Annotated in this window: 29 protein-coding genes and 1 tRNA gene; 24 read left to right on the forward strand and 6 right to left on the reverse strand. The window is 60.1% G+C overall.

The features are described from left to right. The first annotated feature begins 63 nt into the window (after positions 1-63). The 13 genes from XH80_RS41560 (at position 64) to XH80_RS41615 (ending at position 8928) form a co-directional block, all read left to right on the forward strand. Positions 64-372, forward strand: a complete 309-nt coding sequence (locus XH80_RS41560) for an EthD family reductase (RefSeq protein WP_271603625.1) — start codon at positions 64-66, stop codon at positions 370-372. Between the two features lie 185 nt (positions 373-557). Beyond that, on the forward strand, positions 558-1067 hold the full coding sequence (locus tag XH80_RS41565) for a hypothetical protein (RefSeq protein ID WP_271603626.1): 510 nt from the start codon (positions 558-560) through the stop codon (positions 1065-1067). Positions 1068-1203: 136 nt separating this feature from the next. After that, on the forward strand, positions 1204-2028 hold the full coding sequence (locus XH80_RS41570; protein WP_271603627.1) for an alpha/beta fold hydrolase: 825 nt from the start codon (positions 1204-1206) through the stop codon (positions 2026-2028). A 157-nt stretch (positions 2029-2185) separates the two neighbouring features. Continuing rightward, positions 2186-2635: a DUF2948 family protein gene (locus XH80_RS41575; RefSeq protein ID WP_271603628.1), complete on the forward strand. Its 450-nt coding sequence runs from the start codon at positions 2186-2188 to the stop codon at positions 2633-2635. Positions 2636-2783: 148 nt separating this feature from the next. Then, positions 2784-4079 (forward strand): histidinol dehydrogenase, encoded by a 1296-nt coding sequence (gene hisD, locus XH80_RS41580; RefSeq protein WP_271603629.1) that lies wholly within the window; start codon positions 2784-2786, stop codon positions 4077-4079. Next, a complete protein-coding gene (locus XH80_RS41585; protein ID WP_271603630.1) occupies positions 4076-4573 on the forward strand; it encodes a UPF0262 family protein in 498 nt (165 codons plus the stop codon). Before hisD ends, XH80_RS41585 begins: the two co-directional genes overlap by 4 nt. A gap of 5 nt (positions 4574-4578) precedes the next feature. Next, positions 4579-5046, forward strand: a complete 468-nt coding sequence (locus tag XH80_RS41590; protein ID WP_271603631.1) for an arsenate-mycothiol transferase ArsC — start codon at positions 4579-4581, stop codon at positions 5044-5046. Between the two features lie 147 nt (positions 5047-5193). Continuing rightward, the gene (locus XH80_RS41595; RefSeq protein WP_057759775.1) at positions 5194-5823 is read left to right on the forward strand and encodes a Maf-like protein; all 630 of its coding nucleotides are present in this window, start codon (positions 5194-5196) and stop codon (positions 5821-5823) included. Positions 5824-5949: 126 nt separating this feature from the next. After that, a complete protein-coding gene (yacG, locus tag XH80_RS41600; protein ID WP_271603632.1) occupies positions 5950-6132 on the forward strand; it encodes a DNA gyrase inhibitor YacG in 183 nt (60 codons plus the stop codon). A gap of 174 nt (positions 6133-6306) precedes the next feature. After that, positions 6307-6382 (forward strand) — tRNA-Phe (locus tag XH80_RS41605). Positions 6383-6398: 16 nt separating this feature from the next. Further along, the gene (locus tag XH80_RS44190) at positions 6399-6581 is read left to right on the forward strand and encodes a phage integrase central domain-containing protein (RefSeq protein ID WP_442869213.1); all 183 of its coding nucleotides are present in this window, start codon (positions 6399-6401) and stop codon (positions 6579-6581) included. Between the two features lie 132 nt (positions 6582-6713). Then, on the forward strand, positions 6714-7829 hold the full coding sequence (locus XH80_RS41610; protein ID WP_271603633.1) for an ion channel: 1116 nt from the start codon (positions 6714-6716) through the stop codon (positions 7827-7829). A gap of 466 nt (positions 7830-8295) precedes the next feature. After that, positions 8296-8928: a LabA-like NYN domain-containing protein gene (locus tag XH80_RS41615; RefSeq protein WP_271603958.1), complete on the forward strand. Its 633-nt coding sequence runs from the start codon at positions 8296-8298 to the stop codon at positions 8926-8928. A 747-nt stretch (positions 8929-9675) separates the two neighbouring features. On the opposite strand, the gene XH80_RS41620 is transcribed toward XH80_RS41615, so the two are convergent. After that, positions 9676-10401 (reverse strand): hypothetical protein, encoded by a 726-nt coding sequence (locus XH80_RS41620; RefSeq protein ID WP_271603634.1) that lies wholly within the window; start codon positions 10399-10401, stop codon positions 9676-9678. 342 nt (positions 10402-10743) lie between these two features. Here XH80_RS41620 and XH80_RS41625 point away from each other — a divergent pair, with 342 nt between their 5' ends. Beyond that, a complete protein-coding gene (locus XH80_RS41625; RefSeq protein WP_057759758.1) occupies positions 10744-11082 on the forward strand; it encodes an H-NS histone family protein in 339 nt (112 codons plus the stop codon). Between the two features lie 200 nt (positions 11083-11282). Here XH80_RS41625 and XH80_RS41630 read toward each other — a convergent pair whose 3' ends face one another. Further along, positions 11283-11573, reverse strand: coding sequence for a hypothetical protein (locus XH80_RS41630; protein ID WP_271603635.1), 291 nt, complete (start codon positions 11571-11573; stop codon positions 11283-11285). Between the two features lie 130 nt (positions 11574-11703). Here XH80_RS41630 and XH80_RS44195 point away from each other — a divergent pair, with 130 nt between their 5' ends. Then, positions 11704-12081 carry a phage integrase central domain-containing protein gene (locus tag XH80_RS44195; RefSeq protein WP_442869210.1) on the forward strand — a complete coding sequence of 126 codons (378 nt, stop codon included), beginning with the start codon at positions 11704-11706 and terminating at the stop codon, positions 12079-12081. Here the strand turns inward: XH80_RS44195 and XH80_RS41635 are convergent. The 4 genes from XH80_RS41635 to XH80_RS41650 form a co-directional block, all read right to left on the reverse strand. Beyond that, a complete protein-coding gene (locus XH80_RS41635; protein WP_271603636.1) occupies positions 12071-13045 on the reverse strand; it encodes an ABC transporter substrate-binding protein in 975 nt (324 codons plus the stop codon). The genes XH80_RS44195 and XH80_RS41635 overlap by 11 nt on opposite strands. Positions 13046-13245: 200 nt before the next feature. Beyond that, positions 13246-14067, reverse strand: a complete 822-nt coding sequence (locus XH80_RS41640) for a class I SAM-dependent methyltransferase (RefSeq protein ID WP_271603637.1) — start codon at positions 14065-14067, stop codon at positions 13246-13248. Between the two features lie 323 nt (positions 14068-14390). Next, on the reverse strand, positions 14391-14720 hold the full coding sequence (locus XH80_RS41645; RefSeq protein ID WP_271603638.1) for a hypothetical protein: 330 nt from the start codon (positions 14718-14720) through the stop codon (positions 14391-14393). 159 nt (positions 14721-14879) lie between these two features. Next, on the reverse strand, positions 14880-15044 hold the full coding sequence (locus tag XH80_RS41650; protein WP_271603639.1) for a hypothetical protein: 165 nt from the start codon (positions 15042-15044) through the stop codon (positions 14880-14882). Positions 15045-15294: 250 nt separating this feature from the next. Here XH80_RS41650 and XH80_RS41655 point away from each other — a divergent pair, with 250 nt between their 5' ends. The 9 genes from XH80_RS41655 to XH80_RS41695 all read left to right on the forward strand — a co-directional run bounded on the left by XH80_RS41655 (position 15295) and on the right by XH80_RS41695 (position 22742). After that, positions 15295-15501, forward strand: a complete 207-nt coding sequence (locus XH80_RS41655; protein ID WP_271603640.1) for a hypothetical protein — start codon at positions 15295-15297, stop codon at positions 15499-15501. 207 nt (positions 15502-15708) lie between these two features. Then, positions 15709-15852 (forward strand): hypothetical protein, encoded by a 144-nt coding sequence (locus tag XH80_RS41660; RefSeq protein WP_271603641.1) that lies wholly within the window; start codon positions 15709-15711, stop codon positions 15850-15852. Between the two features lie 345 nt (positions 15853-16197). Further along, positions 16198-16872 (forward strand): energy-coupling factor ABC transporter ATP-binding protein, encoded by a 675-nt coding sequence (locus tag XH80_RS41665; RefSeq protein ID WP_271603642.1) that lies wholly within the window; start codon positions 16198-16200, stop codon positions 16870-16872. After that, the gene (locus tag XH80_RS41670; RefSeq protein ID WP_271603643.1) at positions 16869-17468 is read left to right on the forward strand and encodes an energy-coupling factor transporter transmembrane component T family protein; all 600 of its coding nucleotides are present in this window, start codon (positions 16869-16871) and stop codon (positions 17466-17468) included. The genes XH80_RS41665 and XH80_RS41670 overlap by 4 nt, the downstream gene beginning before the upstream one ends. 23 nt (positions 17469-17491) lie before the next feature. Then, on the forward strand, positions 17492-18037 hold the full coding sequence (locus tag XH80_RS41675) for a biotin transporter BioY (protein WP_271603644.1): 546 nt from the start codon (positions 17492-17494) through the stop codon (positions 18035-18037). A gap of 46 nt (positions 18038-18083) precedes the next feature. Next, the gene (locus tag XH80_RS41680; protein WP_271603645.1) at positions 18084-18815 is read left to right on the forward strand and encodes a biotin--[acetyl-CoA-carboxylase] ligase; all 732 of its coding nucleotides are present in this window, start codon (positions 18084-18086) and stop codon (positions 18813-18815) included. Positions 18816-19289: 474 nt separating this feature from the next. Beyond that, positions 19290-20825: an AMP-binding protein gene (locus tag XH80_RS41685; RefSeq protein ID WP_271603646.1), complete on the forward strand. Its 1536-nt coding sequence runs from the start codon at positions 19290-19292 to the stop codon at positions 20823-20825. Beyond that, positions 20800-21990 carry a thiolase family protein gene (locus tag XH80_RS41690; RefSeq protein WP_271603647.1) on the forward strand — a complete coding sequence of 397 codons (1191 nt, stop codon included), beginning with the start codon at positions 20800-20802 and terminating at the stop codon, positions 21988-21990. The genes XH80_RS41685 and XH80_RS41690 overlap by 26 nt, the downstream gene beginning before the upstream one ends. Continuing rightward, a complete protein-coding gene (locus XH80_RS41695) occupies positions 21990-22742 on the forward strand; it encodes an SDR family NAD(P)-dependent oxidoreductase (RefSeq protein ID WP_271603648.1) in 753 nt (250 codons plus the stop codon). Before XH80_RS41690 ends, XH80_RS41695 begins: the two co-directional genes overlap by 1 nt. Positions 22743-22973 lie beyond the last annotated feature (231 nt).

A 22973-nucleotide genomic window follows, 5' to 3' on the forward strand; every position in this document is an offset into this window, starting at 1 on the left:
GTCAACTGCAGACTATCTCCTCACCATGAGGAGCTAAAAACAAAACGCCAACGGGAGGACTCAATGGCCGAACTCGTCGTGCTCTACAAGACGCCCAAAGACGCTGCCGCCTTCGACAAGCATTATGCCGAAACCCACATTCCGCTCGCCAAGAAGCTTCCCGGCCTGAAGAAATACGCCGTCAGCACCGGGCCAGTCGGCTCGCCCGCAGGCGCCTCGGGCATTCACCTCGTTGCCATCCTCACCTTCGACACCGTGGGCGACATCCAGAAAGCGTTCGGCAGCGAACAGGGCAAGGCGGCAGCCAGCGACGTGCCGAAATTCGCCAGCGGCGGCGCCGACCTCTTGATCTTCGACACTAAGGAAGTGTGAGCGCTCCATCCGAGCTACAAACTGCTGCCGTTCGTGACAGCGCTGCAAAAAATTCAGCCATGCGTTTGTCGATTCGCACGATCACGCATGGCTGGACGCTCATGTGTGATCGTGCCGCATGTGGCAATTCGATGAGGAGCGTAATATCAATCCTTTGATCTCAACGCAGAGATAGGAGAGATGCCATGGTTCTCGGGATGAGCCTGCAAGCCTTCACACTGGTCCATGTCGTCATCAGCCTGATCGCTATCGCGGCCGGCCTCGTCGTGATGTTCGGCCTGCTCGGCTCGAAGCCGATGCCGGGCCTCACCGCGATCTTCCTGCTCTTCACCATCCTGACCAATGCCACGGGCTTTTTGTTCCCGTTCAAGCAGCTCTTGCCCTCCTACATCATCGCCGGCATCTCGCTGGTGCTGCTCGCGATCGCCTGCATCGCGCTCTACGGCATGAACCTCAAGGGCGTCTGGCGGCCGATCTACATCGTGACCGCGATGATCTCGCTCTACTTCAACGTCTTCGTGCTGATCATCCAGTCGTTCCTGAAGATCCCGGCTTTGGCCGCGCTCGCACCCGCCGTGCCACCGGCGCCGCCGTCGGGCCCCGTGTTCGCCGTGGTGCAGGGCCTCGTGCTGGTGTTCTTCGTGGTGCTGACCATCGGCGCCTGGCGCCGCTACAAGCCGATGGCGTTCGCCTGATCGCCAGCTCGTCGTCATTCCGGGGCGTCGCGCAGCGACGAACCCGGAATCTCGAGATTCCCCGGTGCGCAATTGCGCACCTGAGGTTCACGCTTCACGTGCCCCGGAATGACTAAACTTACTAAAGGAACCCCCAATGCCCACCATCACCACCAAAGACGGCGTCGAGATTTTCTACAAGGATTGGGGCTCGGGCCAGCCGATCGTGTTCAGCCATGGCTGGCCGCTGTCGTCGGACGACTGGGACGCGCAGATGATGTTCTTCGTCACGCGCGGCTATCGCGTCATCGCCCATGACCGCCGCGGCCATGGCCGCTCGGCACAGGTCGCCGACGGCCACGACATGGATCACTACGCCGACGATCTCGCGGCGCTGACCGCGCATCTCGACCTCAGGAACGCCCTCCATGTCGGCCATTCCACCGGCGGTGGCGAGGTCGTGCATTACATCGCCCGTCATGGCGAGTCTCGCGTGGCGAAGGCCGCGATTCTTTCTGCGGTGCCGCCGCTGATGCTGAAGACCGAGGCCAATCCCGGCGGCCTGCCCAAGAGCGTGTTCGACGGCTTCCAGGCCGCGCTCGCCGCCGGCCGCTCGGCGTTCTATCGCGACATCGCGGCCGGTCCCTTCTATGGCTACAACCGTCCCGGCGCAAAACCGTCGGAAGCGGTGATCCAGAACTGGTGGCGCCAGGGCATGATGGGCGGGGCGAAGGCGCATTACGACGGCATCGTCGCGTTCTCGCAGACCGATTTCACCGAGGATCTGAAGAAGATCAACGTGCCGGTGCTGGTGATGCATGGTGACGACGACCAGATCGTGCCTTATGCGGATTCGGCGCCGCTGTCGGCCAAGCTGCTCAAGAACGGCACGCTGAAGACCTACAAGGGTTTTCCACACGGCATGCCGACGACGGAAGCCGAGACCATCAACGCGGATCTGCTGGCGTTCTTCAGGAGCTGAGCGGATCGCTCTGCTTGCGGGCGGGGGTGGGATGTCTCAGCGACGCTGACCAGTGTATCCTTCGAGCTCGCAGCCGCCGCGCCGGCTGCGAGCTTTTGGATATTTCGGCGCCGGCGCGCGTTGAGGCCTGTTCGCCCCTCGAGGAGAAGTGCCGGTGATGTCTCCCCCGCTCAAACTGATCGCGCTCGATGCCGACGATCTTGCCGTGATCTCGACCCATGTGCAGGACGCCCGCGTCCAGCCGTCCGACATCATTTGGCGGCAGGGCGAGAAGCGCCTGGTGGTCGGCATGAGCCGGCTGGACTGGGAGCAGACGCTGGCGGGCGAGACCGAGCCGCGCCGGCTGGTGTCGGCGCTTCGTTTCGACCGGGTGCTGGCCTGCAAGTCGCGCAACATCGACCTGGCCGCGCCGGACAAGATCCTGGACCTCGTCGGCATCGAGTTTCATCCCCAGGACGGCCGCAACGAGGAGCCTGGTGGTAGTGCATTGCTGCTGTTCGCCCAGGGCGGCGCCATCCGCCTCGACGTCGAATGCCTGGAGTGCGAGCTGACCGATCTCGGGGCGGACGAACTGGGAACGGGGGTAGGGATCGAGGGGGAGGGGTGAGGCGGCCGGTATACCAGTGCAAGCAGCTCAGGTTGCCGCCGAGCCTGCCAAGGGTTGCAAAGGGTTGACGCAGCTTCCCCGCCGCGCCATTGAGCAGGGGGCCGGTGAGCCGGACTGCGCCCCCTAAACCAGCAGAAGCCAAGCCAAAATGCCCGTTCGTCTCGACCGCAGCAGTGCCGATTTTGACCAGCGATTCGCAGCCTTTCTCGCCACCAAGCGCGAGGTCTCGGCCGACGTCGAGGCCGCCGTGCGCGCCATCGTCGACGATGTGGCAAGGCGCGGCGACGCCGCCCTGCTCGAGGCCACGGCCAAGTTCGACCGGCTGACGCTGGATGCATCCGGCCTTCGCGTCTCGGCCGCCGAGATCGACGCCGCGACAAAGGCCTGCGATGCGGCGACGCTGGATGCGCTCAAGTTCGCGCGCGACCGTATCGAGACCTATCACCGCCGCCAGCTGCCGAAGGATGAGCGCTTCACCGATCCGCTCGGCGTCGAGCTCGGCTGGCGTTACACCGCGATCGAATCCGCCGGCCTCTACGTGCCGGGCGGCACTGCCGCCTATCCGTCCTCGGTGCTGATGAATGCGGTGCCGGCCAGGGTTGCGGGCGTGTCGCGCCTCGTGATGGTGGTGCCGTCGCCGGACGGCAAGCTCAATCCGCTGGTGCTGGCAGCGGCCTCGCTCGGCGGTGTCACCGAGATCTACCGCGTCGGCGGCGCGCAGGCTGTCGCCGCGCTCGCTTACGGCACCGCGTCGATCGCGCCGGTCGCCAAGATCGTCGGCCCCGGCAATGCCTATGTCGCCGCCGCCAAGCGGCTGGTGTTCGGCAAGGTCGGCATCGACATGATCGCCGGCCCCTCCGAAGTGCTTGTCATTGCCGACGACACCGGCAATGCCGACTGGATCGCCGCTGACCTGCTGGCGCAGGCTGAGCACGATGCCAGCGCGCAGTCGATCCTGATCACGGATTGCGCGCGCCTGGCCGCCGATGTCGAGAAAGCCGTTGAAGCGCAGCTGAAGACGCTGCCGCGCGCCGCGATTGCCGGCAAGTCCTGGGCCGATTTCGGCGCCGTCATCATGGTGAGGAATCTCACCGACGCCATCCCGCTTGCGGACACGATCGCCGCCGAGCATCTCGAGATCATGACCCGCGATCCCGACGCGCTCGCCGCAAAAATCCGCAACGCCGGCGCAGTGTTTCTCGGTGCACATACGCCGGAGGCGATCGGCGATTATGTCGGCGGCTCCAACCACGTGCTGCCGACGGCGCGCTCGGCACGATTCTCTTCGGGCCTTGGGGTCGCCGATTTCATGAAGCGCACCTCGATCCTGAAATGCGGCCCGGACCAGCTGCGTGCGCTGGGGCCGGCTGCGATGACGCTCGGACAAGCGGAGGGGCTGGACGCCCATTCGCGCTCGATTGGATTGCGCCTCAATCTGTCATGACAAAGCCGCCCGAACAGGACGACTCGACCAATCGCATCGTTGCGGTCACCCTCGACGAGGACTCGATCGGCCGTTCCGGGCCCGACATCGAGCATGAGCGTGCGATCGCGATCTATGATCTGATCGAGCAGAACCTGTTCGCGCCCAACGGCGCCGAAGGGAAGGGCCCGTTCACGCTGCATATCGGCATCAGCGGCAACCGGCTGATGTTCGATATCCGCCGCGAGGACGGCACGCCCGTGGTCGCGCATCTCTTGTCGTTGACGCCGTTCCGGCGGATCGTGAAGGACTATTTCATGATCTGCGACAGCTACTACCAGGCGATCCGCACCGCGACCCCCGACAAGATCGAGGCCATCGACATGGGCCGCCGCGGCATCCATGACGAGGGATCGCGCACGTTGCAGGAGCGGCTGAAGGGCAAGGTGCGGGTCGATTTCGAGACCTCGCGCCGGCTGTTCACGCTCATCACTGTCCTGCACTGGAAGGGTTAGGTGCGATGGCGGGTCCGCCACGCGCACGCGATCCGCAATCGGTGCTGTTCGCCTGCGCGATGAACAGCGTGCGCTCGCCGATGGCCGCGAGCCTGCTCCAGCATATGTTCCCGCAAGGCCTCTACGTAAAGTCCGCCGGAGCCAGGAAAGGCGAGCTCGATCCGTTCGCGGTCGCTGTCATGGCCGAACTCGGCCAGGACATCTCCAGCCACAAGCCGCAGACCTTCGAGGAGCTGGAGGACTGGGAGGGGCTGAATTTCGACCTCATCATCACGCTGTCTCCGGAGGCGCATCACAAGGCGCTGGAGCTGACCCGCACGCTCGCCGCCGACGTCGAATACTGGCCGACGCAGGATCCGACCACGATGGAGGGCAGCCGCGACCAGAAGCTCGCCGCCTATCGCGAGGTCTGTGACCAGCTCCTGATGCGGATCCGCCGGCGTTTCGCGAAAGTGGGCGCCGCGAGCGGATAGAGGCCGTAACACCTGCGTCACAGACCAAGGGCACACGCATGTCGGAAACCTCGAATCAGCAAAGTCCGGGTTCCGGGTTGTGAAATCAGCCCCCTTCCGATAGGTTCCGCGCGCAATTCACCCCTGCCTGATCCCCCAAATCACCTGATGCTCGGCCGCCCCAAATTCGTACTTGCCTCCGGTTCGCCGCGGCGCCTGTCGCTGCTCAACCAGGCCGGCATCGACCCCGATGCGCTCCGGCCGGCCGACGTCGACGAGACGCCGCGGCGGGGCGAGCTGCCGCGCGCCTGCGCCAACCGCCTCGCGCGGGCCAAGGCCGATGCCGCGCTCAAATCCGTGCAGCTCGACGACGAGCTGCGCGGCGCCTTCATCCTCTCTGCCGACACTGTGGTGGCGGTCGGCCGCCGCATCCTGCCCAAGGCGAACCTGGTGGACGAAGCCGCGCAGTGCCTGCGGCTGCTGTCGGGCCGCAACCACCGCGTCTACACCGCGATCTGCCTGGTGACGCCGCGCGAGGCCTTCCGCCAGCGCCTGGTCGAGACCCGCGTCCGCTTCAAGCGGCTCTCGGAGGACGACATCCAGGCCTATATCGGCTCCGGCGAATGGCGCGGCAAAGCCGGCGGCTATGCCGTGCAGGGTATCGCCGGCTCGTTCGTGGTGAAGATGGTCGGCTCCTACACCAACGTGGTCGGCCTGCCGCTCTACGAGACCACGACGCTGCTCGGCGGCGAGGGCTTCCCGATCCGCTTCGGCTGGCTCAACGCCACCACGGTCTGACTGGAATCTCGAAAACAACCCCATGCACAGTAGGATCGGCCGGCGCGGATTCTGCGCAGCGGCCCGAGAAACCCGTTTGCTGCCGGGCCCTTGAACGCCCCGACCTCGTGTACAGCTATCCCGACCATGGACGACCAAATCAAAAAGCCCACCTCGCCCCTCAAAACCTGCCCGATCTGCGGCAAGCCGCAGGCGCAAGCCACCCGCCCGTTCTGCTCCTCGCGCTGCCGCGACGTCGATCTGAACCGCTGGCTGAAAGGCTCCTACGTCATTCCTGGCAGGGATGACGAGGTGGATGATGTAGAATAGCAAGCAATATCAATATCTTATTTTGGCGGCCGGCATGCGGCGGCAAGCCCGCCCGAGCTTGTACACAGCCGGGCCGCGCCCCGCGAAGCCGAAGGCGAAGCGTGGGTGGACAGGCCGCTCCGAGCCCACTATAAACCGCCCGCTCGATGGGCTTTGGCCCCTCTCTTGGAGCACGCCCAGGTAGCTCAGTTGGTAGAGCATGCGACTGAAAATCGCAGTGTCGGTGGTTCGATTCCGCCCCTGGGCACCAGCACCTCCTCCAGCGGATCGAAAAGAGCGGACGGCAGGAGACCGCTCATCGCCTTCGCGGAACGCTCGCTACCGTTTTCCGATACGCCGTTAGAACTCTCCGTGCGCCCCTCGATCCTGCCTCAGCGCGAAGAGGCGCTCTCCTAAAGGTCGAAGTGACCCACCGCCCGTCTATCACAGATGAGGTGAAGCTTGGCTGAATGCCACAAGCCGAGGGCTCGTCCTGACTCGCAAATGTCGAAGATAGAACGTGTAGGCGAATGACGGTCTCGATTTCCAGACGACCCATCTAGGCCGTCTGGACGCTCCCAAAAGCTAGAGGGGAAAGCGAGATGGACGGCCCAACGCGAGCACTGCTGAAGTCGACCGGAATGAATGCGGCGTGGCTGCTTTCGAGCGGGCTCTGCTATTGGCTCGTGACGCCCTCGCCCGCGACCGCCATCGTTTCACTCATCGCAGCGATTGGCTCGGGTCTGCTGCTTCGGCTGGCCATCCGGATTTTTTTGCGGTGGTTCGAAAGCATAAAACAACATCCGCCAAGCAATTTCGCTGTGCCGGCGATCACTCTCGTTATCTATTTCTTCCTTCTGATCGCCATGTGGTCTTACTTCTACGTTTTTCTCGCGCGGACGGCAGAGGACTTTCCGTTCTGCTCCGGCGCTGACCCGATTGATCCGAAACAGTTTGGTCTCCCCGAATCGTTCTATTTCACCGTCATCTCGTTTGCCACGGTCGGCTACGGAGATATCTACGCGTGCACGAGCGGATCGCGATGGGCGGTCGTGGTGGAACTTTCGAATGTCGTGATGATCGGTTTCATCGGGCTTCCTGCCCTTGTCAACCTGGTGATCGATCTCGCCCAGCGGAGGTTTGAAAGCATCAAATCTGCCGATGGCGACACCGACATACCCCTTGCCACCCTGACCATCGTCGTCGGTATGGCTATCATTGCCTCGGCTGAGCCGCTGACATACAACCTTCTGGCTGCGGGAAACACGGCGGATGGCGAGATAGTGCAGATATACGCTGGGATCAGCGCTGTGATGCTCATCGGCATTGCGTTCGGCGCGCTGATCGTGGCCACCAACCGGATGCTCGGCGGGCATGACACGCGATCGATATCGCTCACACACGCGATCCAACTTGTCGTCTTGGCCTACGTGCTTTTTGTCGAAGGCTTCGCTTACCTCTACCTTCTCATTGATCGACCTGGCGCGAATGCCTTCGCCTTTGCACGAAGCACCGAGCATCGACTCGATTTCGGGAGTGCAAGCTACTTCAGTCTGACGACGCTCACGACGACGGGTTTTGGCGACATCGCGCCACTATCGCCGACAGCGCGGATCGCCGCGATCGGGCAGATCACGATAGGGATTATGTTTACCTTGTTCGCTTTCGGGCTCGTCACCTCAGCCATCGTGAAGCAGCGCGCGCAAACACGCGCTTGAACCAAACGCCCTGTTTCCAGTTCGCCTTTTGGGACAGGAGATCCTCATCGCATCGCAAGGCACTGGATCCGACAGAAAAGAGCCCGCCGGAGCGGGCTTTTGTAGTCTAAGCTGTTAGTGCCGCGGACGACGTTGTTGGGCACGTGGTTGCCCGATGTCCCGTCTCATTGCAGATCGAGCATTTGGGACCGCGGCGCTCGCGAGCCGCGCCACCAAGAAGCTCATTGAGCTCGGTATCCAACTCCTCACGCTTCGCGATGAGTTCCTTCACTCGCGCGATCTTTCCGTCCAGGTCCATGTGCACGGAGAACAATCGATAGTGCTGACGCCAACTCCTGGGCGGACATACCTATGTATAGCTTTGCGAGGTCAAGCTTCGATGAAAGCCTTAGAAGTGCCGTTTCATTTGGCGGGTTCACCCGCGCTGGGCCCGCAGCATGGCACTTGCGGCCAGAGATCGTCCATCATGTCAGGTCCCAGCAAGATTGCGCTTTTCATCGACGGAGCCAATCTCTATGCCACGGCGAAGACACTCAACTTCGACATAGATTACAAGCGCCTACTCAGTGAATTTCAAAGTCGCGGGACGCTGCTGCGGGCATTCTACTACACTGCCATTATCGAGGATCAGGAATATTCCTCGATCCGTCCGCTGGTCGACTGGCTAAACTACAATGGCTACACCGTCGTCACCAAGGCCACCAAGGAGTTCGTCGACCCCGCCGGGCGCCGCAAAGTCAAAGGCAACATGGACATCGAACTCGCCGTAAACGCCATGGAGCTCGCCGAGCACATCGATCAGATGGTGCTATTCTCGGGTGACGGCGACTTCCGCCCCCTGGTCGAGGCCGTCCAGCGCCGGGGCGTGCGGGTCACGGTGATCTCCACCATCGCCAGCCAGCCGCCGATGATCGCCGACGAGTTGCGCCGCCAGGCCGACGTCTTCACCGACCTTCTCGAACTCCAAGCCAAGATTGGTCGCAATCCGTCTGAACGGCCGGCACCCCGTGAGCGCGAGTCGCGCTATCGCTCGCACCAGGTCCCAGAGCGTGAGGCCACCCCAGAGCTCAGGGGAAATGATAGCGCGCTCGAGGACTGAGCTACGAAGCGAGATTGCTCGTGTGATCCCAAAGCCATATGACCGGCTCCTCCGGCGCACGTGCTCGCTCCTTGGAGCTGAGCCGCGAAGACGGGCGCAACGAATAAGCCCGGCATTTGCGCCGGGCCGATCGCTAATATGGTTCGGTTCTGAGCAACGGACCAACTAGACAAGACTCGGTCGCGTCCAGTCGGTTCGGATTCCGACATTACAATGCTTGCCCACGAGCTTCGCATAGCTTGTTGTTACTCCGCGCGCCGCCCGACACCCGTCTCGCGATTGCCGGCAGGTGCGCTTTGACGCGCAGGAAGGTCCCAGCAAGTAGCATCCGAAAGTGATGTGAAGCTCGAACCGAAAATGGTTCCGGCAAGCTGCGTCGAGGGAAGCTAACTGACCGCCGCTACACGACAAATTAGGTTAGCGACGAGCCGATCGCTTTCCCAAAGCTCAACGTCGTGCTCGCCATACATATGCTCGGCTCGACATCTCGCAGCCTGCTCATCGATGCAATCGAACTTCGCGGCGCAGATCACTCGCCGGCTGCTGTCCACCACGAACACTTTGTACCGCATGACCACAGTCCCATCCCAACGGGGTCGTCATCCGTAGTCAATGTCCGCCTGAGGCAGCACCAAACTCAACGAATGCGCGCGGAACCTTTGTACCTGTGGCCATTTGGTATACGGGCGCCTGGAACTCTTCCGTCGCACGGCAGCGCGTCAGGTACTCTGCCCAAGCGTAGCGGCTTCAGTAGCGCAATCTCACCGCATGCCGAAGCGAGCGGCTCGTGCTTAAGATGGAGAGCATCCCCAGCATCATCAGGAGTACGCCGAGCCAAGTTGCCGTCCGGCTCGCCGCCTCGTTACCAGCCTCCGCGAGGCGTACGCCGATCGGCATAATCGGAGGTTCGGACGAAGTCACCACATCGGTTGCCGGCGCGGTCGCGAGAAGTTGCTCGACATCGATTTGGCCGGGCACGAGGGGCGTCGGCCGGCGGCCATGCGCAGAGATGAGGTCCGCCGACATCAGAGCGATGTCTCTATCGAGATCGGAGTCAGCATCAGCTACCTTGACTTCAGGGTGAGGCGGCTGAGACGGCTCGGCCGGTGCCGAGCTCAGCAACTCCGCGCGCGCACCAACGACCCCGATCTGCCGGGGCCGCACGGTCCCGCTCCGGTCCAAACTGGCGGTGCTATCTTTGGCCACGCGCCGAGGAACGGTCTTCACCTTCGCGGTACTCTCGGTCAGGAACCAGCATTTGCGGTGCCCGTCCATTCGATAGACCCAATGCTGGCCGGCGGGGCTCGAGCTGCCGGGGCGTGCCACGCATTCCGCTTGCGGCGGAGAGGGCACAGCAGGTTGTGGTGCAGCGGTATTGAAGATGTCCGCAAGAGGATTGGAGGACGCAGGCGCCGTCGAAAGAATTTCAACAAGAACCAAGCTGACGAAGCACAATCGCAAATAACCGGTCATCGAAAACTCCCGGTGTTGCGCCCCCGGCCAGCATCACCGTTCGCGCCAACCTGGGCCATCATGCGGCTTAAATCTGGCCGCACAATGAATTAATTGTGCTCTCGATCTTCGATTTAATACGCTCGCCCTAGCGCTAGGCTGCTACACGCTGCATCACAGCTCGCCTGTAGTCGCCCCGCACCAAATAAATGCGCCGCCATGATATTACCCCCGTCCTGCCTTTCTCCGATTACCTCCCGGAGTTAACTGTGGCTGTGCGACCAAGAGGAATGGAGATTTGTCTGCTCGTTAATTCCCAAATTGTCTGCGCGGGCTTTCTCTCCAAAGAATTCGGATTGAGCCATGGACACTGAGCATTTCAATTCGCTCTCCCTTGAGGAGCTCTGGAGTCTGCATCAACAAGTTGTCGCCAGCCTCGCTGAGAAACTCTTGCTGCAAAAAGCGCGGTTGGATGAACGGCTGCACAAGATTGGCTTGGCTGATGCGGTCACACGGTTCGACCGCAAGCGCCGACCGTATCCACCCGTCCGACCCAAATATCGCAATCCGAAGAACCCGGCGGAGACCTGGTCGGGACGCGGCAGGCTGCCCAGGTGGCTGCGGCCGCAACTTCGGAGCGGCCGGAAATTGGACGATTTCCTAATCGACCAGGCTGCGGCTCAAAAGCGGCAGGCAAATTGATCGCCCAGTCCCGATGATACTGGGAAGAACAAGCCAACGAGCAAATCACGTAGCGTTACTCATACAAAGATGGGTTGGAAGAAAACGAGACCTTTCCGCGCTTGAGCTCGCAGCTGGGATTGCGGTCCACGTCGGCAACCGCTCGCATGATGGCGTCCCGGCAGGTCATAGTATCGTTCCAGCAAGCGAAGGCGCGTCCATCATCGCAGACACGTTGTTTGCGGTGCGGCGACGCTCTCTGAATTGATCGCGTCTTGCTCGAACGCTGGAATGTGCTTCGCAATCAGCTCGGCAAGGCTTTGCTTGTTCGCGCATCCGTAGCACTCGTCACGGACCGATCGTGCGACTTGCCATAGATAGCAATTGTCCACGACGCCGATCACGAGCTCTTTGATTTCCTCCTCGCTGATGCGGGCGTGGAAACCGTCGAGTTCTGTGTTCTCGCGGAAGCACAAATTCGCCATCCACTTCGCCAGTCGTTTGCGGATCACCCATCACTTATCAGTTTGTCGAATTGATCGGGGGACATAATTCTAAGGCGACGGAGCTCCATGACAGCACACATCTGGACGGGTAGGAGTATGGGTAGGGGATTTCTAGTCGGCAGAATTGTGAAGTTATATGAGTGGTTTTGGCGCCCAAATATGGTCCGCCCCTGCGCACCAGCACGTCCTCCAGCGGATCGAAAAGAGCGGACGGCGGGAGACCGCTCATCGCCTTCGTGGAACGCTCGGTACCGTTTTTCGATACGCCGTTAGAACTCTCCGTGGGCCCCTCGATCCTACTGCAGCGCCAAGAGGCGCTCTCCTAAAGGTCGAAGTGACCCACCGCCCGGCTATCACAGATGAGGTGGAGCTTGGCGGTCTTATGCTCGCAATCGACGAGTACGATGGCTGGCCCACGCTCCCTGAAGCTTCGCAACCTCAGCTTCCGCGTTCCGGACCGGATAGACCGAGCGCCACCCGGCAACAGACTACGATTGTTTTGGCTACTCGATGACCTTATCAGCACGGCCCAGCAATGTTGGAGATATGGTGAGGCCTAACGCCTTCGCCGTCTTGAGATTGACAACCAATTCGAATTTTTGGGCTGCCTGAACCGGCAGGTCTGCCGGCCGGGTACCACGAAGAATGCGATCGACGTAGTCTGCTGTCTGCATGATGGTATCGCTGCGATCGATACCATAAGTCACAAGCGCTCCCGCGTATGCGTGGGCCTCGAATGCAAATATTGTTGGCATGAAATTGGCGGTCGCCCGCTGGATTATGAGATCGCGATTGACCTCGGTGATGGCGTGGGGCAACGCAATGACGCCCCCTCGACTTCCGCTCGCAATGAACTCGGCGAATGCGCGCTCTACTTCGGCGCTGTTGTGGATACCGGCAGCAGTTACCTGAATCTTGAGTGGTCCAGCCAAGCTCTCTATCGCCCCGAAGAATTCCTTGTGTGCGGCCGTTTCGGGATGCATGAAGACCAACACCCGAGTGGTGTCCGGTGCAGCTTCCCTGAGCACCTCAAGCCACTTGCCACCCATCGAAGCCTCAAAATTGGTGAAGCCGGTTATGGTGCCGCCGGGCCGAGCCAGATTTTGGATGAAGCCGCTTCCGGCCGGATCGGCAACCATCCCGAACACGATGGGTACGTTGCCGCCGAGCGGCTTCAGGATGGCAACTGCCGGGTTACTTAGCGCCACGATAACATCAGGGTGCGCAGCGACCAACTCGCCTGCTTGCAGGCGCATGCTGCCGGCATCGCCGTCCCAAGCGCGAACCAGGAATTGGACGTTTCGGCCTTCGACCCAACCGAGTGCCTCAAGGCGGGCCTTATAAGGCGCCAGTATCTCGCGCACTTGGAGCGGGCTCCACCATATGCCGATCGTGCGCAAACTTCGCTGCGCGAGAGCCGCCGACAGATCTCCGTAAGCCGCGGCCCACAAGCCCGCAAGAAACACCCGTCGTTTCATCGATGAGCCAGCATCAGATCATCCATCGGAGGCACATTGTACCGAATTTGATCGATCTAACTACGTCATCGGCAGCACATAGTCGCATCCTACGTCGGGAGCGCATGGCCCGCTGCTGGCAGTCGCAAAAGCCGTTTGGGTGAGCGAATCGCGTGTCACTTGCGGGCACCCCAGGTTCGCGTTGCGGTGCCGGATCGATGCTAAATCTTCGGCGCGATGGCGCAGATCACGTTTGTCTCGACTGACGTTGTACCGCTCTCCCGCAGCTTCTTCAGGTTCGCGGCTTTGACCCCCGCTCTTTCGCCCTCGCTCATCTGCTCGACCGTCCAGCGGTAACCTGAACCGAGCACTATGGTCCACCAATCCTCCACAGACTCAAGCCGCTGCCGGCCGTCTTCCGAGGTCACCTCAGCGCCACTGATCCCACTCTCCGACAGAAGCTGGCGCAGCGCGTCCGGCCTGGTGATGCGCTCCCAGGGGCTGACGGTTGCGACGAGATCGGGACGGAACTCCTTCACCGCCGACCAGAATGCTTCAGAGCCAGGCTCGAACATTCTTGGCCCCCAGGTGGTGATGGCGAGCTTTCCGCCGGGCCGCAGCACGCGCCACAGTTCGCGAATCTCAGCGACCATATCGGCCACGAAGAAGAGCGAAAACACCGAGATCACGGCGTCGAATGATGCATCTGGGTAGCTCAGTGCCGTCATGTCAGCACGACGGAACTCGACGTTGTGCAGATGTTGCGCGAGGCTTTTCGAGCGCGCGATCGTCAGCAGCCGTTCTGCAAGGTCGATCCCAATAACTCGCCCCTGCGGTCCGACATCGATCGCGGCTGGTATGGCGGAAGCGCCGCTCCCGCAACCTACATCAAGCACCGCCGATCCCGGTGCGAGCGAGAGCCTTTGCAGGGTGAGCCGACCATAGCGATCCCAGAACGCAAGCGGGCCATCATCGAAGTGGTCCGCTGCCGCGTTATACGTCGCCTCTGCCTTCAGCTTGGCTGGGTCGCTGACTGGATCCATTTCGTAGATCCCCTACAAACCGTAGGCTACGTTACACGCGCTTATATCAAAAGCGGTCCCAACTTGGAAGGTCCGGCTGGGTCAACAGCCGACGTTCACTGGCCCTTACTGCCGTCAGGTTGAATGGGAGAAGGCGGGCCGCCCTGGGGTATGAAAATAAGTCCCGATCAACGAACAGTCCGAACGCTGACCAGCGGATGAGCGCGGCGCCAAACAGCACTATGGCCGTCGAGCCAACCAGCACTCTTTGACCTCACGGTGCATACCGCATTCTAGTTGCCGCCTGCTGTCAGGCCCCCTTCCGTTGCTCCCGCTCGCTCCCTTCAGGGTAGCTCGTTCGACGGCGGTTTGAACTCGATATCATCGGGAAACGAACGCGATTGCCGCGCCCGCCCCAGGACTTCGCCAGCGGCCGACTTAACGGTCACCTCATATTGGTAGACACCGGGGTTGCAAGGTCCGAACGTCCGAAGAGCGCCAGCCGGAAGGATGCCGTTCTTTGGCAGGAGAACTTCCTGGCCGCCGTATTCGTGATCAGCTTGGGTAAGCTGCACGAGGATTGAAGCCGCTCCTTGCGGAACGTCCTTAAGTCGGATTTCTGGATTTTCGAACAGGCTAACGCAGGGCCTTGAGGTGAGAAAGGAGAAGCTCATTGTCATTCCTGCACTGGCCTGTCGTGAGACCAAGCCGTGCTGAAGCTGCTGCCGCGCGGCCGTTTGGGCCGCTGCCGAGGTGGCCCAGATCAGGACCAAACATGTGACTGAAATTTCTCGCATTGGCTACGATAGCACAGGCCGAGAGACGAGTCTGATCTATTCTCGATCCGTTGCTATGGCGGTCCGTCTTCTGATCTCGTCCTCGATTTTCTCAAGCAAGTCCAGGATCTCGGGACTATCCAAGTCCTCGACCGCGGCGCGCGTATAGCGCTCCACGATCGTCAGCTCAGTCTCTGAGAAAGGTCCAGCGCCGTTTTGCATCACCATCTCCAGTCTGTACGAAGCGGGAGCATTCGGCTCTCGGTCACCGATAGATGCCGCGGACCGTGCGGTGATATCAAACGTTAGCACGCCGTAAGCGACCTCGTCCAAAGCAAATCAAGCGATTTAAATGACTCGCATTCCGGCTGCTTTCGGATAAGGATTGGGTGTCACAGTGCGGATCGTGGCTTTTGCCTGTGATGAGAACGCCCGGTGCGCTCCCGCCTTCCTCTAGGAAAAGGAGCTTGCCATGCTGTCCCAGGGCCATGTTCAACAGGCAGCGGCACTTGAGGAGCGTCTCATAAGAGAGGCGCAAACTCTACGAGCGGAGGCGAAGCTCCTGCCCGAGGGCTTGCTCCGTGACGCTGCCTTGAGAAAGGCGCTGCAGATCGATACGGCTGTGATCTGGTTCAACTCTCCGGGCGTGCGGCAGTCGAACGGCAGCGATAGCGATTGATATCCCCCTTGTCTCAGCGGCGCCTGCTGAGTAGTCCTCGAGACTTAAGCCCAATCGCCAACATCCCGTTCACACCTCATCGGGGTGCTCACAGCGCCATGGAGAGGAGGACGAGCAGCCCGGCGGCAGTCAGCGCCCAAACCAGCGAGAGCGGACCGGACTCTCCATCGGCGTTTCTGGCGGGATCGAAGGCGCGAATAGCGATTCATGACGCCCCTTGAGCGCAACGATCTCGCCTTTTCGAACCGCGAAAATGTGGTGATTGTCATGACGCAGGTGATCGGGCCGACGGGTGAAGCGTGTGACGATTTCGCGATTTTCGTCGGGCTTTGCCGCGCGTCTCGGTGTTGAGGAAGAGTTCACCGGCGGGCGGAGAAGGCATTCACGCCGCCAGCAATTGTGCCGGCGCCATCGCGAGATTCCGACGCTCACAAGAGTTGAGGCGGGTGCCTGGTCATGCCGCGCCTGCGGTTCCGTATAGGATCGTTGCAGCTGCCGGCTGCCCACGCGGCAATCAAGGTGAGAGAAGTGTTGAGGACATCCAAACAGGGGAGATTGATCAGCTCCTTCCATAGGCCTACCGCCGTCAAGACTTCAAAGGAAGGGCCTGACCTGCTAGGCGAACAAAGGCGCTTTCGATTGCCTGACAGGGCGAAAGTTGCAAACTGGTGTGCGTCCAGCAGATAGTGACAGCCAATGATCGAAATCAACGACGTTTCCTTGAGCTATGATGGGTTCTCAGTACTCAGGAATATCAATCTAACGCTCTCCGAACAGCGGATCGCGATTGTCGGATCGAACGGGTCGGGAAAAAGTAGCTTTGCGCGCTTGCTCAACGGCCTTCAGCTGCCGACTGAAGGCAAGGTCGTCGTCGACGGATTCGACACAAAAAGGGACGGCAAGCAGGTTCGCAAGAAGGTCGGCTTTGTCTTCCAGAATCCGGACAACCAGATCGTTTTTCCGGTTGTGGACGAAGATCTTGCCTTTGGGCTAAAGAACCTAAAGCTTCCAAAGGAGCTCGTCGATCAGAAGGTCACCGAGGCACTGAGCCGATATGACCTGCTGCCATTTCGCAAGCATGCCTCTCATCATCTGAGCGGCGGCCAGAAGCAACTCATAGCGATTTCCGGAGTGCTGGCGATGGAGCCAACCTATGTCGTGATGGATGAGCCGACAACGCTCCTTGATTTGCGGAACAAGAGACGCATTGCTGAGGTCATCGACTCGCTCGAACAGACCGCGATCGTAGTGTCCCACGATCTTGACTTCCTTCGCAGCTTCGATCGAGTCATCGCGTTCGAGGACGGAGGAGTTGTGATCGACGACAGTCCGTCTTCGGCGTTAGCGCGGTACGTAGAGCGTCTCTCATGAGCCTAGGCACGTACCTTCATCGGGACTCGATTATCCACCAACTGCCTGCCGGGATCAAAGTCCTTCTATTGCTGGTCGGCGGTACAGCACTCTTTCTAATTCACGACATTTGGATCATCGGTGCTGTCTTGAGCGGAATCGTATGGCTGTACGTTCTCGCTGAGATCCCCGGCAGAATCCTCATAGCGCAAATTCGTCCCGCCTCCTGGATATTCTTGGTCATTTTCCTGTTCCAGCTGTTCACCAGAGACGCGGTATTCGCGGGGCTAGTGGTCTCGCGTTTCGTTGCTCTTCTCCTGTTGGCATCATTGGTGACGTTGAGCACGCCGGCTTCGTCCATGATCGAAGCCGTTGAGGGGAGTATCGGGGGGCTGCGGCGTATTGGCATCAACCCAGCTAAGGTCAGTCTCGGACTGTCGCTGGCGCTTCGTTTTATTCCAGTGGTTGCAAAGATCACGGCCGAGGTCAGAGAGGCTCAGCGGGCTCGCGGTTTGGAGCGGAGTGTGATCGCGGTAGCGCTGCCGGTCATCATAAGGACTCTGAAAATGGCGGACGATGTCGCCAATGCTATTGATGCGCGAGCCTACGACCCGTAGAATGCTCTGGTTGTGGGGGAGCCATGGCGACCAAAGATATCGTTTACATCGCTCTGTTTGCAGCGGTGACGGCTGCCGTCGGGTTGTTTCCGCCATTTCCATTGCCAGTCACTGGCGTTCCAATCACAGTGCAAAACATTGGCCCGCTCCTGGCAGGGACAATTCTCGGCGCGAAGCGCGGCCTGCTCTCGCAGGTTCTGTTCATTATCTTGGTGGCGGTCGGTCTACCGCCGCTCGCGGGTGGCCGCGGTGGCTTCGCGGTGTTTTTGGGGCCGACCGGAGGTTTCCTTCTCGCCTGGCCCGTGATTGCCTTGTTTGTTGGCTACGCGGTCGAGAGCTGTTGGAGAAATCTGACGCTACCCAAGACGATCGCGTTCTGCGTCATAGGCGGGCTCGGAATTAGCTATCTGATGGGAATTCCCTGGATGGCCGCCTTGCTACACCTGAGCCCGAACCAGGCGATGCTTGGCTCGCTACCTTTTGTGCCTGGCGACTTGGCTAAAGCCGTTCTCGCCTCGGTTATAGCCATGTCCGTACGACGTTCATACCCGATCATTAACCGCGAGTAGAGTTGCCGGTAGACGGACAGCTGGATGCAAGGTCGCAGGAAGGAACATGATCGGTCGATCTAAGTGCGCTATTCCTATTCACGACTATGATGAGTTGGATAGCACCAATGCTGAGGCCAAGCGCTTGGTCGAGCTTGGAAGCGACGGTGCATTTGTGGTGTCTGCGGCCAAGCAAACGGCCGGAAGAGGCCGTTTTGGTCGCGTCTGGCACGCCCCAAAGAACAATGTCGCAATGACAATTACGCTGCCCCATAATGCGGAGCATGAAGATTTCACGACTTTGCCATTGACGACTGGCCTCGCGATACACGACGTCTTGCGAGATCTGATCAATGATCGGGCTGCGGTGAAGATCAAATGGCCGAATGACATAGTTGTTGATGATGCAAAGATCTCTGGAACTCTCATCGAGAGCGACGCCAACAGGATCTATGTCGGGATCGGGGTCAATCTTGCATCGGAACCGGAGGGGGTAATCTACCCTACGACTTTCCTCGGTCGCTTCTGCGACATCGAACGATTAGCTCTCGTTGAACGGATCGCAAGTAGCTGGTTGGCGCGCTTTGAAAGCTGGACCCAAGCCGGTTTCGTGCCGATCGCAGACGCCTATAGTAGAAATATCTGGCGATATGGACAGTCCATATCGATTGCGCTTAACGAGGCTCGGACAGTCCGCGTCGAAGGGCTCTGTCGTGGCGTGAGCAACGCAGGGTTCTTGCTTCTCGAATTGCCCGGAGGTGAAGTGCGGGCGTTCTCGACCGGTGATGTTGGCGCGTAAAGTTGCGGTAGCCGCGGCCAAGTAATTCGCACGGAGACCCTGACTGGTTGGGACCTCTCGCGACCCCTGCGAAGAAGCAGCCGTTGGATGGTCTCCTCTTAGGCCCGGCAGGCAGCGTCTCGGGGGGCAAGTCGGATCACCGGCAGGTGAAACACTAAGAAATCAAAATCCCGCTCAGTCGGCCAGAGCAGATCAGACGGAAGCGGCTAGCGCGACAATAGGCCGTGCGAAAACTCCATTCGGACGCATCGCATGACATCGCCCGCTTCTCGAAATTTGCGGATAATTGTCTCCCAGTGTAAACTAAACCTCTGGTAGTTCCTGTTTGTTTTGATAAGTTGGATATCCAGGGTCTTGGATGAGTGACGAAATCAGGCATCACGCCCGCGTCCGAGGCGCTGTGCGTGCCGGTGCGACGTGCACCGACCTGCGCTTGACGCCGGAGTAGATCGCTAGCGACGAGTCGGGTTTTACATGCCGTTTCATCAACAGCTTCATCACCACGCCGCGGCCACCCCAGATAAGCCCGCCTTCATAATTGATGGCAAGGTGCGCAGTTTTGCCGAACTGGAAAATCGATCGCAATTATTCTGGGCTTATGTCGCGTCGTTGCCAGGGAGCCGGAAGGAGCTTCCCATCTTGAATCGGGTTGAAAAGGTCGTTGCGCTCGATCTCGGAAACCACCTGCTCTTCCCTGAATTGTTTGTTGGCGCCACTCACGGAAATAACGTGTGCGCGGTTCTTGATCCCAAGATGCTGCCCAGCCAGCTTCAGGATATACTGACAAGACTGAGGCCGGATCTGATCGTCACAGAGACGACGAGCACCAGCGTTGCAGATATTGCAAGGCGCATGGGATTTAACGTCGAGACTGCCGATGCGTTCGTGAAGCCACGTCAAGGCAATCCGCCGGCCGACCCTAAACAGCCGCCAGAGACCGAAGACGGCACCTTCTTGGTGAATTTCACCTCCGGCACGACCTCTCAACCGAAAGCCTATAGTCGGTCGCGCGCGGCGTGGCGCGCAAGTCTGGCTCGTGGAGTGCCCCTGTTCGGCCTGCAGGATGCTCCTGCTACTGTGTGCCCGGGCGCTCTCGCCCACGGTCTGGCGTTGTACTCTCTGGCTGAGACCCTTCACAGCGGCGGCACGTTCCACACTGTGAAGCAATGGAATGCCGATCTCGTGGCGAACGCGCTGAGCCGTGGCGACATCGACAGATTAGTCGCGGTCCCAACGATGGTCAGCGCGCTCGCGGAGCGGGTCTCACCCCCATCCCCTGTCTTTCCGTCGATTCGGGACGTGCTGACTGCAGGCGCCAAGCTCAGCAGCAAGCACGTTGCGCTGATGCGCAGCATGTTCCCCCAAGCTCGCATCATGGAGTACTACGGAGCATCAGAACTGGGTTTTGTTTCCGTTTCGACCGTGCATCCCTCCGACCCCGAAACGCCAATCGGCACAGTTGGGAAGGCGTACCCAGGGGTCGAGATCAGTGTACGGCGCTCCGAGCAGATGCTTGGCGATGAGACCGCAGGAACCATCTACGTCAAGAGTGACCTGATTTGCGACGGGTATCTTTGGGGCGATGATGGCAAAGCCTTTAGAGTCGATTCGAGCGGAGCAACCGTGGGCGACATTGGCGAGCTCAAGCCAAACGGTGCCCTGACGGTGATGGGGCGAGAGGGAGGCATGCTGATTACTGGCGGCTTCAACGTATACGTCTCGGAAGTGGAAGCCGTGCTGAAGAATATTGCCGAAGTGGATGAAGCCGTTGTTCTTGGCGTCGATGATGCGTATCTGGGGACGCGTCTGGTCGCGATACTGTGTGGGGGCTTTGAGGGTGGCAAAGGTATCCTCGAAGAAGCGGGCAAATCGCTTCCACGGTACAAGATACCCCGAGACCTCTACAGGACATCGTCATGGCCGATGACAACCAGCGGCAAAATCGCCAGGGGAAAGATCGCAGAACTGCTTCAAGATGGCCAGTATGACTCCATCGAACTTACAACCTGATCGTCAGCCTATCGTTGTTTCGGCTTTTCGTACACCGATTGGTCGTGCCTTCGGAGCATTCGAGGACGTCGAGCCACACGAACTCGTCGCACCAATCATCCGCCATATGCTCAGCAGAATTGACGCTCGGCCCGGCCTGATCGACGACGTCATTCTTGGCAATGCGATGGCGGCTGGCGGCAACATAGCCCGACTTGCGGCGTTGGCGTCTGGCCTGCCCGTCAGTGTCCCCGGGCTAACCGTAGACCGTCAGTGTGGCTCAGGATTGGAGGCGATCATTCTTGCATGCAGGCTGGTGCAATCGGGCGCTGGCGAGTGGTACGTTGCGGGAGGCGTCGAGTCGACTAGCAGGGCTCCTTGGCGGATTGAAAAGCCGCGCACCAAAGGCGGTCTACCTCGTTTCTACAACAGGGCGCGCTTTTCCCCCGACGACATCGGCGATCCGGAAATGGGTGTCGCGGCAGAAAATGTAGCCCGTGAATGCAACATTACGCGCGAGCGCCAGGACATCTTCGCTCTTGCTAGCCATCAGAAGGCCATCGCGTCGATCGATGCGGGGTCTTTCGAGGAGGAAATTGTTCCCATCGAGACTCGACGCGCGGTGATAGATCGTGATGAATGCCCGCGCCGCAACACGTCGTTGGATGCTCTCTCGTCGCTAAAGCCCGTCTTTGTCGAGAACGGAACCGTCACAGCCGGAAATTCGTGCCCGCTCAACGATGGCGCCTCCGTGACGATGATCTTGAGCAGGCGCCTGGCCCGTGAGCTTCGCCTGAAGCAGGGGTTGATGTTCATCGACGCGGCCTCGGCTGGAGTCGATCCAAATCTGCTCGGTCTCGGGCCCGTCGACTCGACAAATCGGCTGTTGCGACGATTGCCATCTCTCACGCTCGACAAAGTTGAACTGATCGAGTTCAACGAGGCATTTGCTGCGCAAGTTCTCGGCTCGCTGGATCGCCTCGGTATTGCTGCCGATAAGGTCAATCACGAAGGAGGCGCTCTCGCTCTGGGACATCCCTTCGGCGCATCTGGTGCGATACTCGTGACGCGGCTGTTCTCCCAATTGTTGCGCCGGCGAGCAGATGGCGCTCTTGGAATGGCGATGCTCGGGATTGGTGGCGGGCTTGGGCTCACCACGCTGTTTCAATGGGTCGGAGAACTCTAATGCAGACAACTCCAAAGAGCGTCTTTATTACGGGGGCCTCTAGCGGGATAGGCGCAGCCCTGTCGGTGGCCTATGCAAGTCCAGGTGTGCACCTCGCCCTTGTTGGTCGCGACGATCGGCGGCTTTCCGATGCCGCCGCTCGTTGCCAAGCCCGCGGAGCTGATGCTTCGGCGCTTGTTCTGAATGTCGCAGACCAGGCCGCGATGGCGAGTGCCATCACAGCAGTTGACCACAAATATCCCTTGGATCTGGTGATCGCGAACGCTGGTATTGCCAAAAGCCAGGAAGATTCAGCATTTGCCAGGCAGTTGGTGAGCACGAATATCTTGGGTGTTCTGAACACTGTCGAGCCGGCAATAGATGCGATGCTCTCCAGACGGCATGGGCATATCGCGATCATGAGTTCGCTTGCCGCTTTCCGGGCGTTTGGAGGTCCGCCGGGATACGCAGCAAGCAAAGCGTGGGCGCGTCTCTATGGAGAGGCGCTGCGCGGACGATTGGCCAGCAAGGGAATCGCGGTCAGCGTTATCTGCCCCGGGTTTGTTTTAACCCCAATGACCTCCGCCGCTGGCAAAGACGGCATGTCTGCCGAAGACGCGGCAGAAGCGGTCAAGTCCGGAATTGAACGAAATTTGGCGCGGATCAGTTTCCCGCGAGGTATGGCCGGCAGCACGTGGTTGTCCAATATGTTGCCGAGTTGGTGGACTGACCGCAAAATCAAACGGAAATGGCAAATGTCGCGGCGGCATTAGGGCAATTCGAACATTGGCTCGTTTGTCCCTTTGCCACTTCTCGCGGTCATGAGCTTCTGGAGTTTGGCTCCGGCGGTCACGTTACGGCGCGAGTCGGTGAGGTATCCTCTTCGAGCTAGCGATGCATCAACTTGAGGATATTCTGGCCGGGGTCGATGGTGAGGGGGGCATGATTTGCGGGGCATAGGCTCTGTCCTTCATTGGTTCATGTGAGACCGGACGCGTGTGCTT

It is taken from the genome of Bradyrhizobium sp. CCBAU 45384, from assembly GCF_028128665.1.
Taxonomy (GTDB): Bacteria; Pseudomonadota; Alphaproteobacteria; order Rhizobiales; family Xanthobacteraceae; genus Bradyrhizobium; species Bradyrhizobium manausense.

What these genes read in the sequence shown, in the direction of transcription:
- XH80_RS41640 (WP_271603637.1), bottom strand. Translation starts at nt 14,067, where the DNA reads ATGGATCCAGTCAGCGACCCAGCCAAGCTGAAGGCAGAGGCGACGTAT.
- XH80_RS41565 (WP_271603626.1), top strand. Translation starts at nt 558, where the DNA reads ATGGTTCTCGGGATGAGCCTGCAAGCCTTCACACTGGTCCATGTCGTC.
- XH80_RS41585 (WP_271603630.1), top strand. Translation starts at nt 4,076, where the DNA reads ATGACAAAGCCGCCCGAACAGGACGACTCGACCAATCGCATCGTTGCG.
- XH80_RS44195 (WP_442869210.1), top strand. Translation starts at nt 11,704, where the DNA reads ATGAGTGGTTTTGGCGCCCAAATATGGTCCGCCCCTGCGCACCAGCAC.
- XH80_RS41575 (WP_271603628.1), top strand. Translation starts at nt 2,186, where the DNA reads ATGTCTCCCCCGCTCAAACTGATCGCGCTCGATGCCGACGATCTTGCC.
- XH80_RS41570 (WP_271603627.1), top strand. Translation starts at nt 1,204, where the DNA reads ATGCCCACCATCACCACCAAAGACGGCGTCGAGATTTTCTACAAGGAT.
- XH80_RS41675 (WP_271603644.1), top strand. Translation starts at nt 17,492, where the DNA reads ATGGCGACCAAAGATATCGTTTACATCGCTCTGTTTGCAGCGGTGACG.
- XH80_RS41680 (WP_271603645.1), top strand. Translation starts at nt 18,084, where the DNA reads ATGATCGGTCGATCTAAGTGCGCTATTCCTATTCACGACTATGATGAG.
- XH80_RS41620 (WP_271603634.1), bottom strand. Translation starts at nt 10,401, where the DNA reads ATGACCGGTTATTTGCGATTGTGCTTCGTCAGCTTGGTTCTTGTTGAA.
- XH80_RS41560 (WP_271603625.1), top strand. Translation starts at nt 64, where the DNA reads ATGGCCGAACTCGTCGTGCTCTACAAGACGCCCAAAGACGCTGCCGCC.
- XH80_RS41670 (WP_271603643.1), top strand. Translation starts at nt 16,869, where the DNA reads ATGAGCCTAGGCACGTACCTTCATCGGGACTCGATTATCCACCAACTG.
- XH80_RS41690 (WP_271603647.1), top strand. Translation starts at nt 20,800, where the DNA reads ATGACTCCATCGAACTTACAACCTGATCGTCAGCCTATCGTTGTTTCG.
- XH80_RS41610 (WP_271603633.1), top strand. Translation starts at nt 6,714, where the DNA reads ATGGACGGCCCAACGCGAGCACTGCTGAAGTCGACCGGAATGAATGCG.
- XH80_RS41665 (WP_271603642.1), top strand. Translation starts at nt 16,198, where the DNA reads ATGATCGAAATCAACGACGTTTCCTTGAGCTATGATGGGTTCTCAGTA.
- XH80_RS41685 (WP_271603646.1), top strand. Translation starts at nt 19,290, where the DNA reads ATGCCGTTTCATCAACAGCTTCATCACCACGCCGCGGCCACCCCAGAT.
- XH80_RS41695 (WP_271603648.1), top strand. Translation starts at nt 21,990, where the DNA reads ATGCAGACAACTCCAAAGAGCGTCTTTATTACGGGGGCCTCTAGCGGG.
- XH80_RS41650 (WP_271603639.1), bottom strand. Translation starts at nt 15,044, where the DNA reads ATGCAAAACGGCGCTGGACCTTTCTCAGAGACTGAGCTGACGATCGTG.
- XH80_RS41645 (WP_271603638.1), bottom strand. Translation starts at nt 14,720, where the DNA reads ATGAGCTTCTCCTTTCTCACCTCAAGGCCCTGCGTTAGCCTGTTCGAA.
- XH80_RS41590 (WP_271603631.1), top strand. Translation starts at nt 4,579, where the DNA reads ATGGCGGGTCCGCCACGCGCACGCGATCCGCAATCGGTGCTGTTCGCC.
- hisD (WP_271603629.1), top strand. Translation starts at nt 2,784, where the DNA reads ATGCCCGTTCGTCTCGACCGCAGCAGTGCCGATTTTGACCAGCGATTC.
- XH80_RS41655 (WP_271603640.1), top strand. Translation starts at nt 15,295, where the DNA reads ATGCTGTCCCAGGGCCATGTTCAACAGGCAGCGGCACTTGAGGAGCGT.
- XH80_RS41635 (WP_271603636.1), bottom strand. Translation starts at nt 13,045, where the DNA reads ATGAAACGACGGGTGTTTCTTGCGGGCTTGTGGGCCGCGGCTTACGGA.
- yacG (WP_271603632.1), top strand. Translation starts at nt 5,950, where the DNA reads ATGGACGACCAAATCAAAAAGCCCACCTCGCCCCTCAAAACCTGCCCG.
- XH80_RS41660 (WP_271603641.1), top strand. Translation starts at nt 15,709, where the DNA reads ATGACGCCCCTTGAGCGCAACGATCTCGCCTTTTCGAACCGCGAAAAT.
- XH80_RS41625 (WP_057759758.1), top strand. Translation starts at nt 10,744, where the DNA reads ATGGACACTGAGCATTTCAATTCGCTCTCCCTTGAGGAGCTCTGGAGT.
- XH80_RS41595 (WP_057759775.1), top strand. Translation starts at nt 5,194, where the DNA reads ATGCTCGGCCGCCCCAAATTCGTACTTGCCTCCGGTTCGCCGCGGCGC.
- XH80_RS41615 (WP_271603958.1), top strand. Translation starts at nt 8,296, where the DNA reads ATGTCAGGTCCCAGCAAGATTGCGCTTTTCATCGACGGAGCCAATCTC.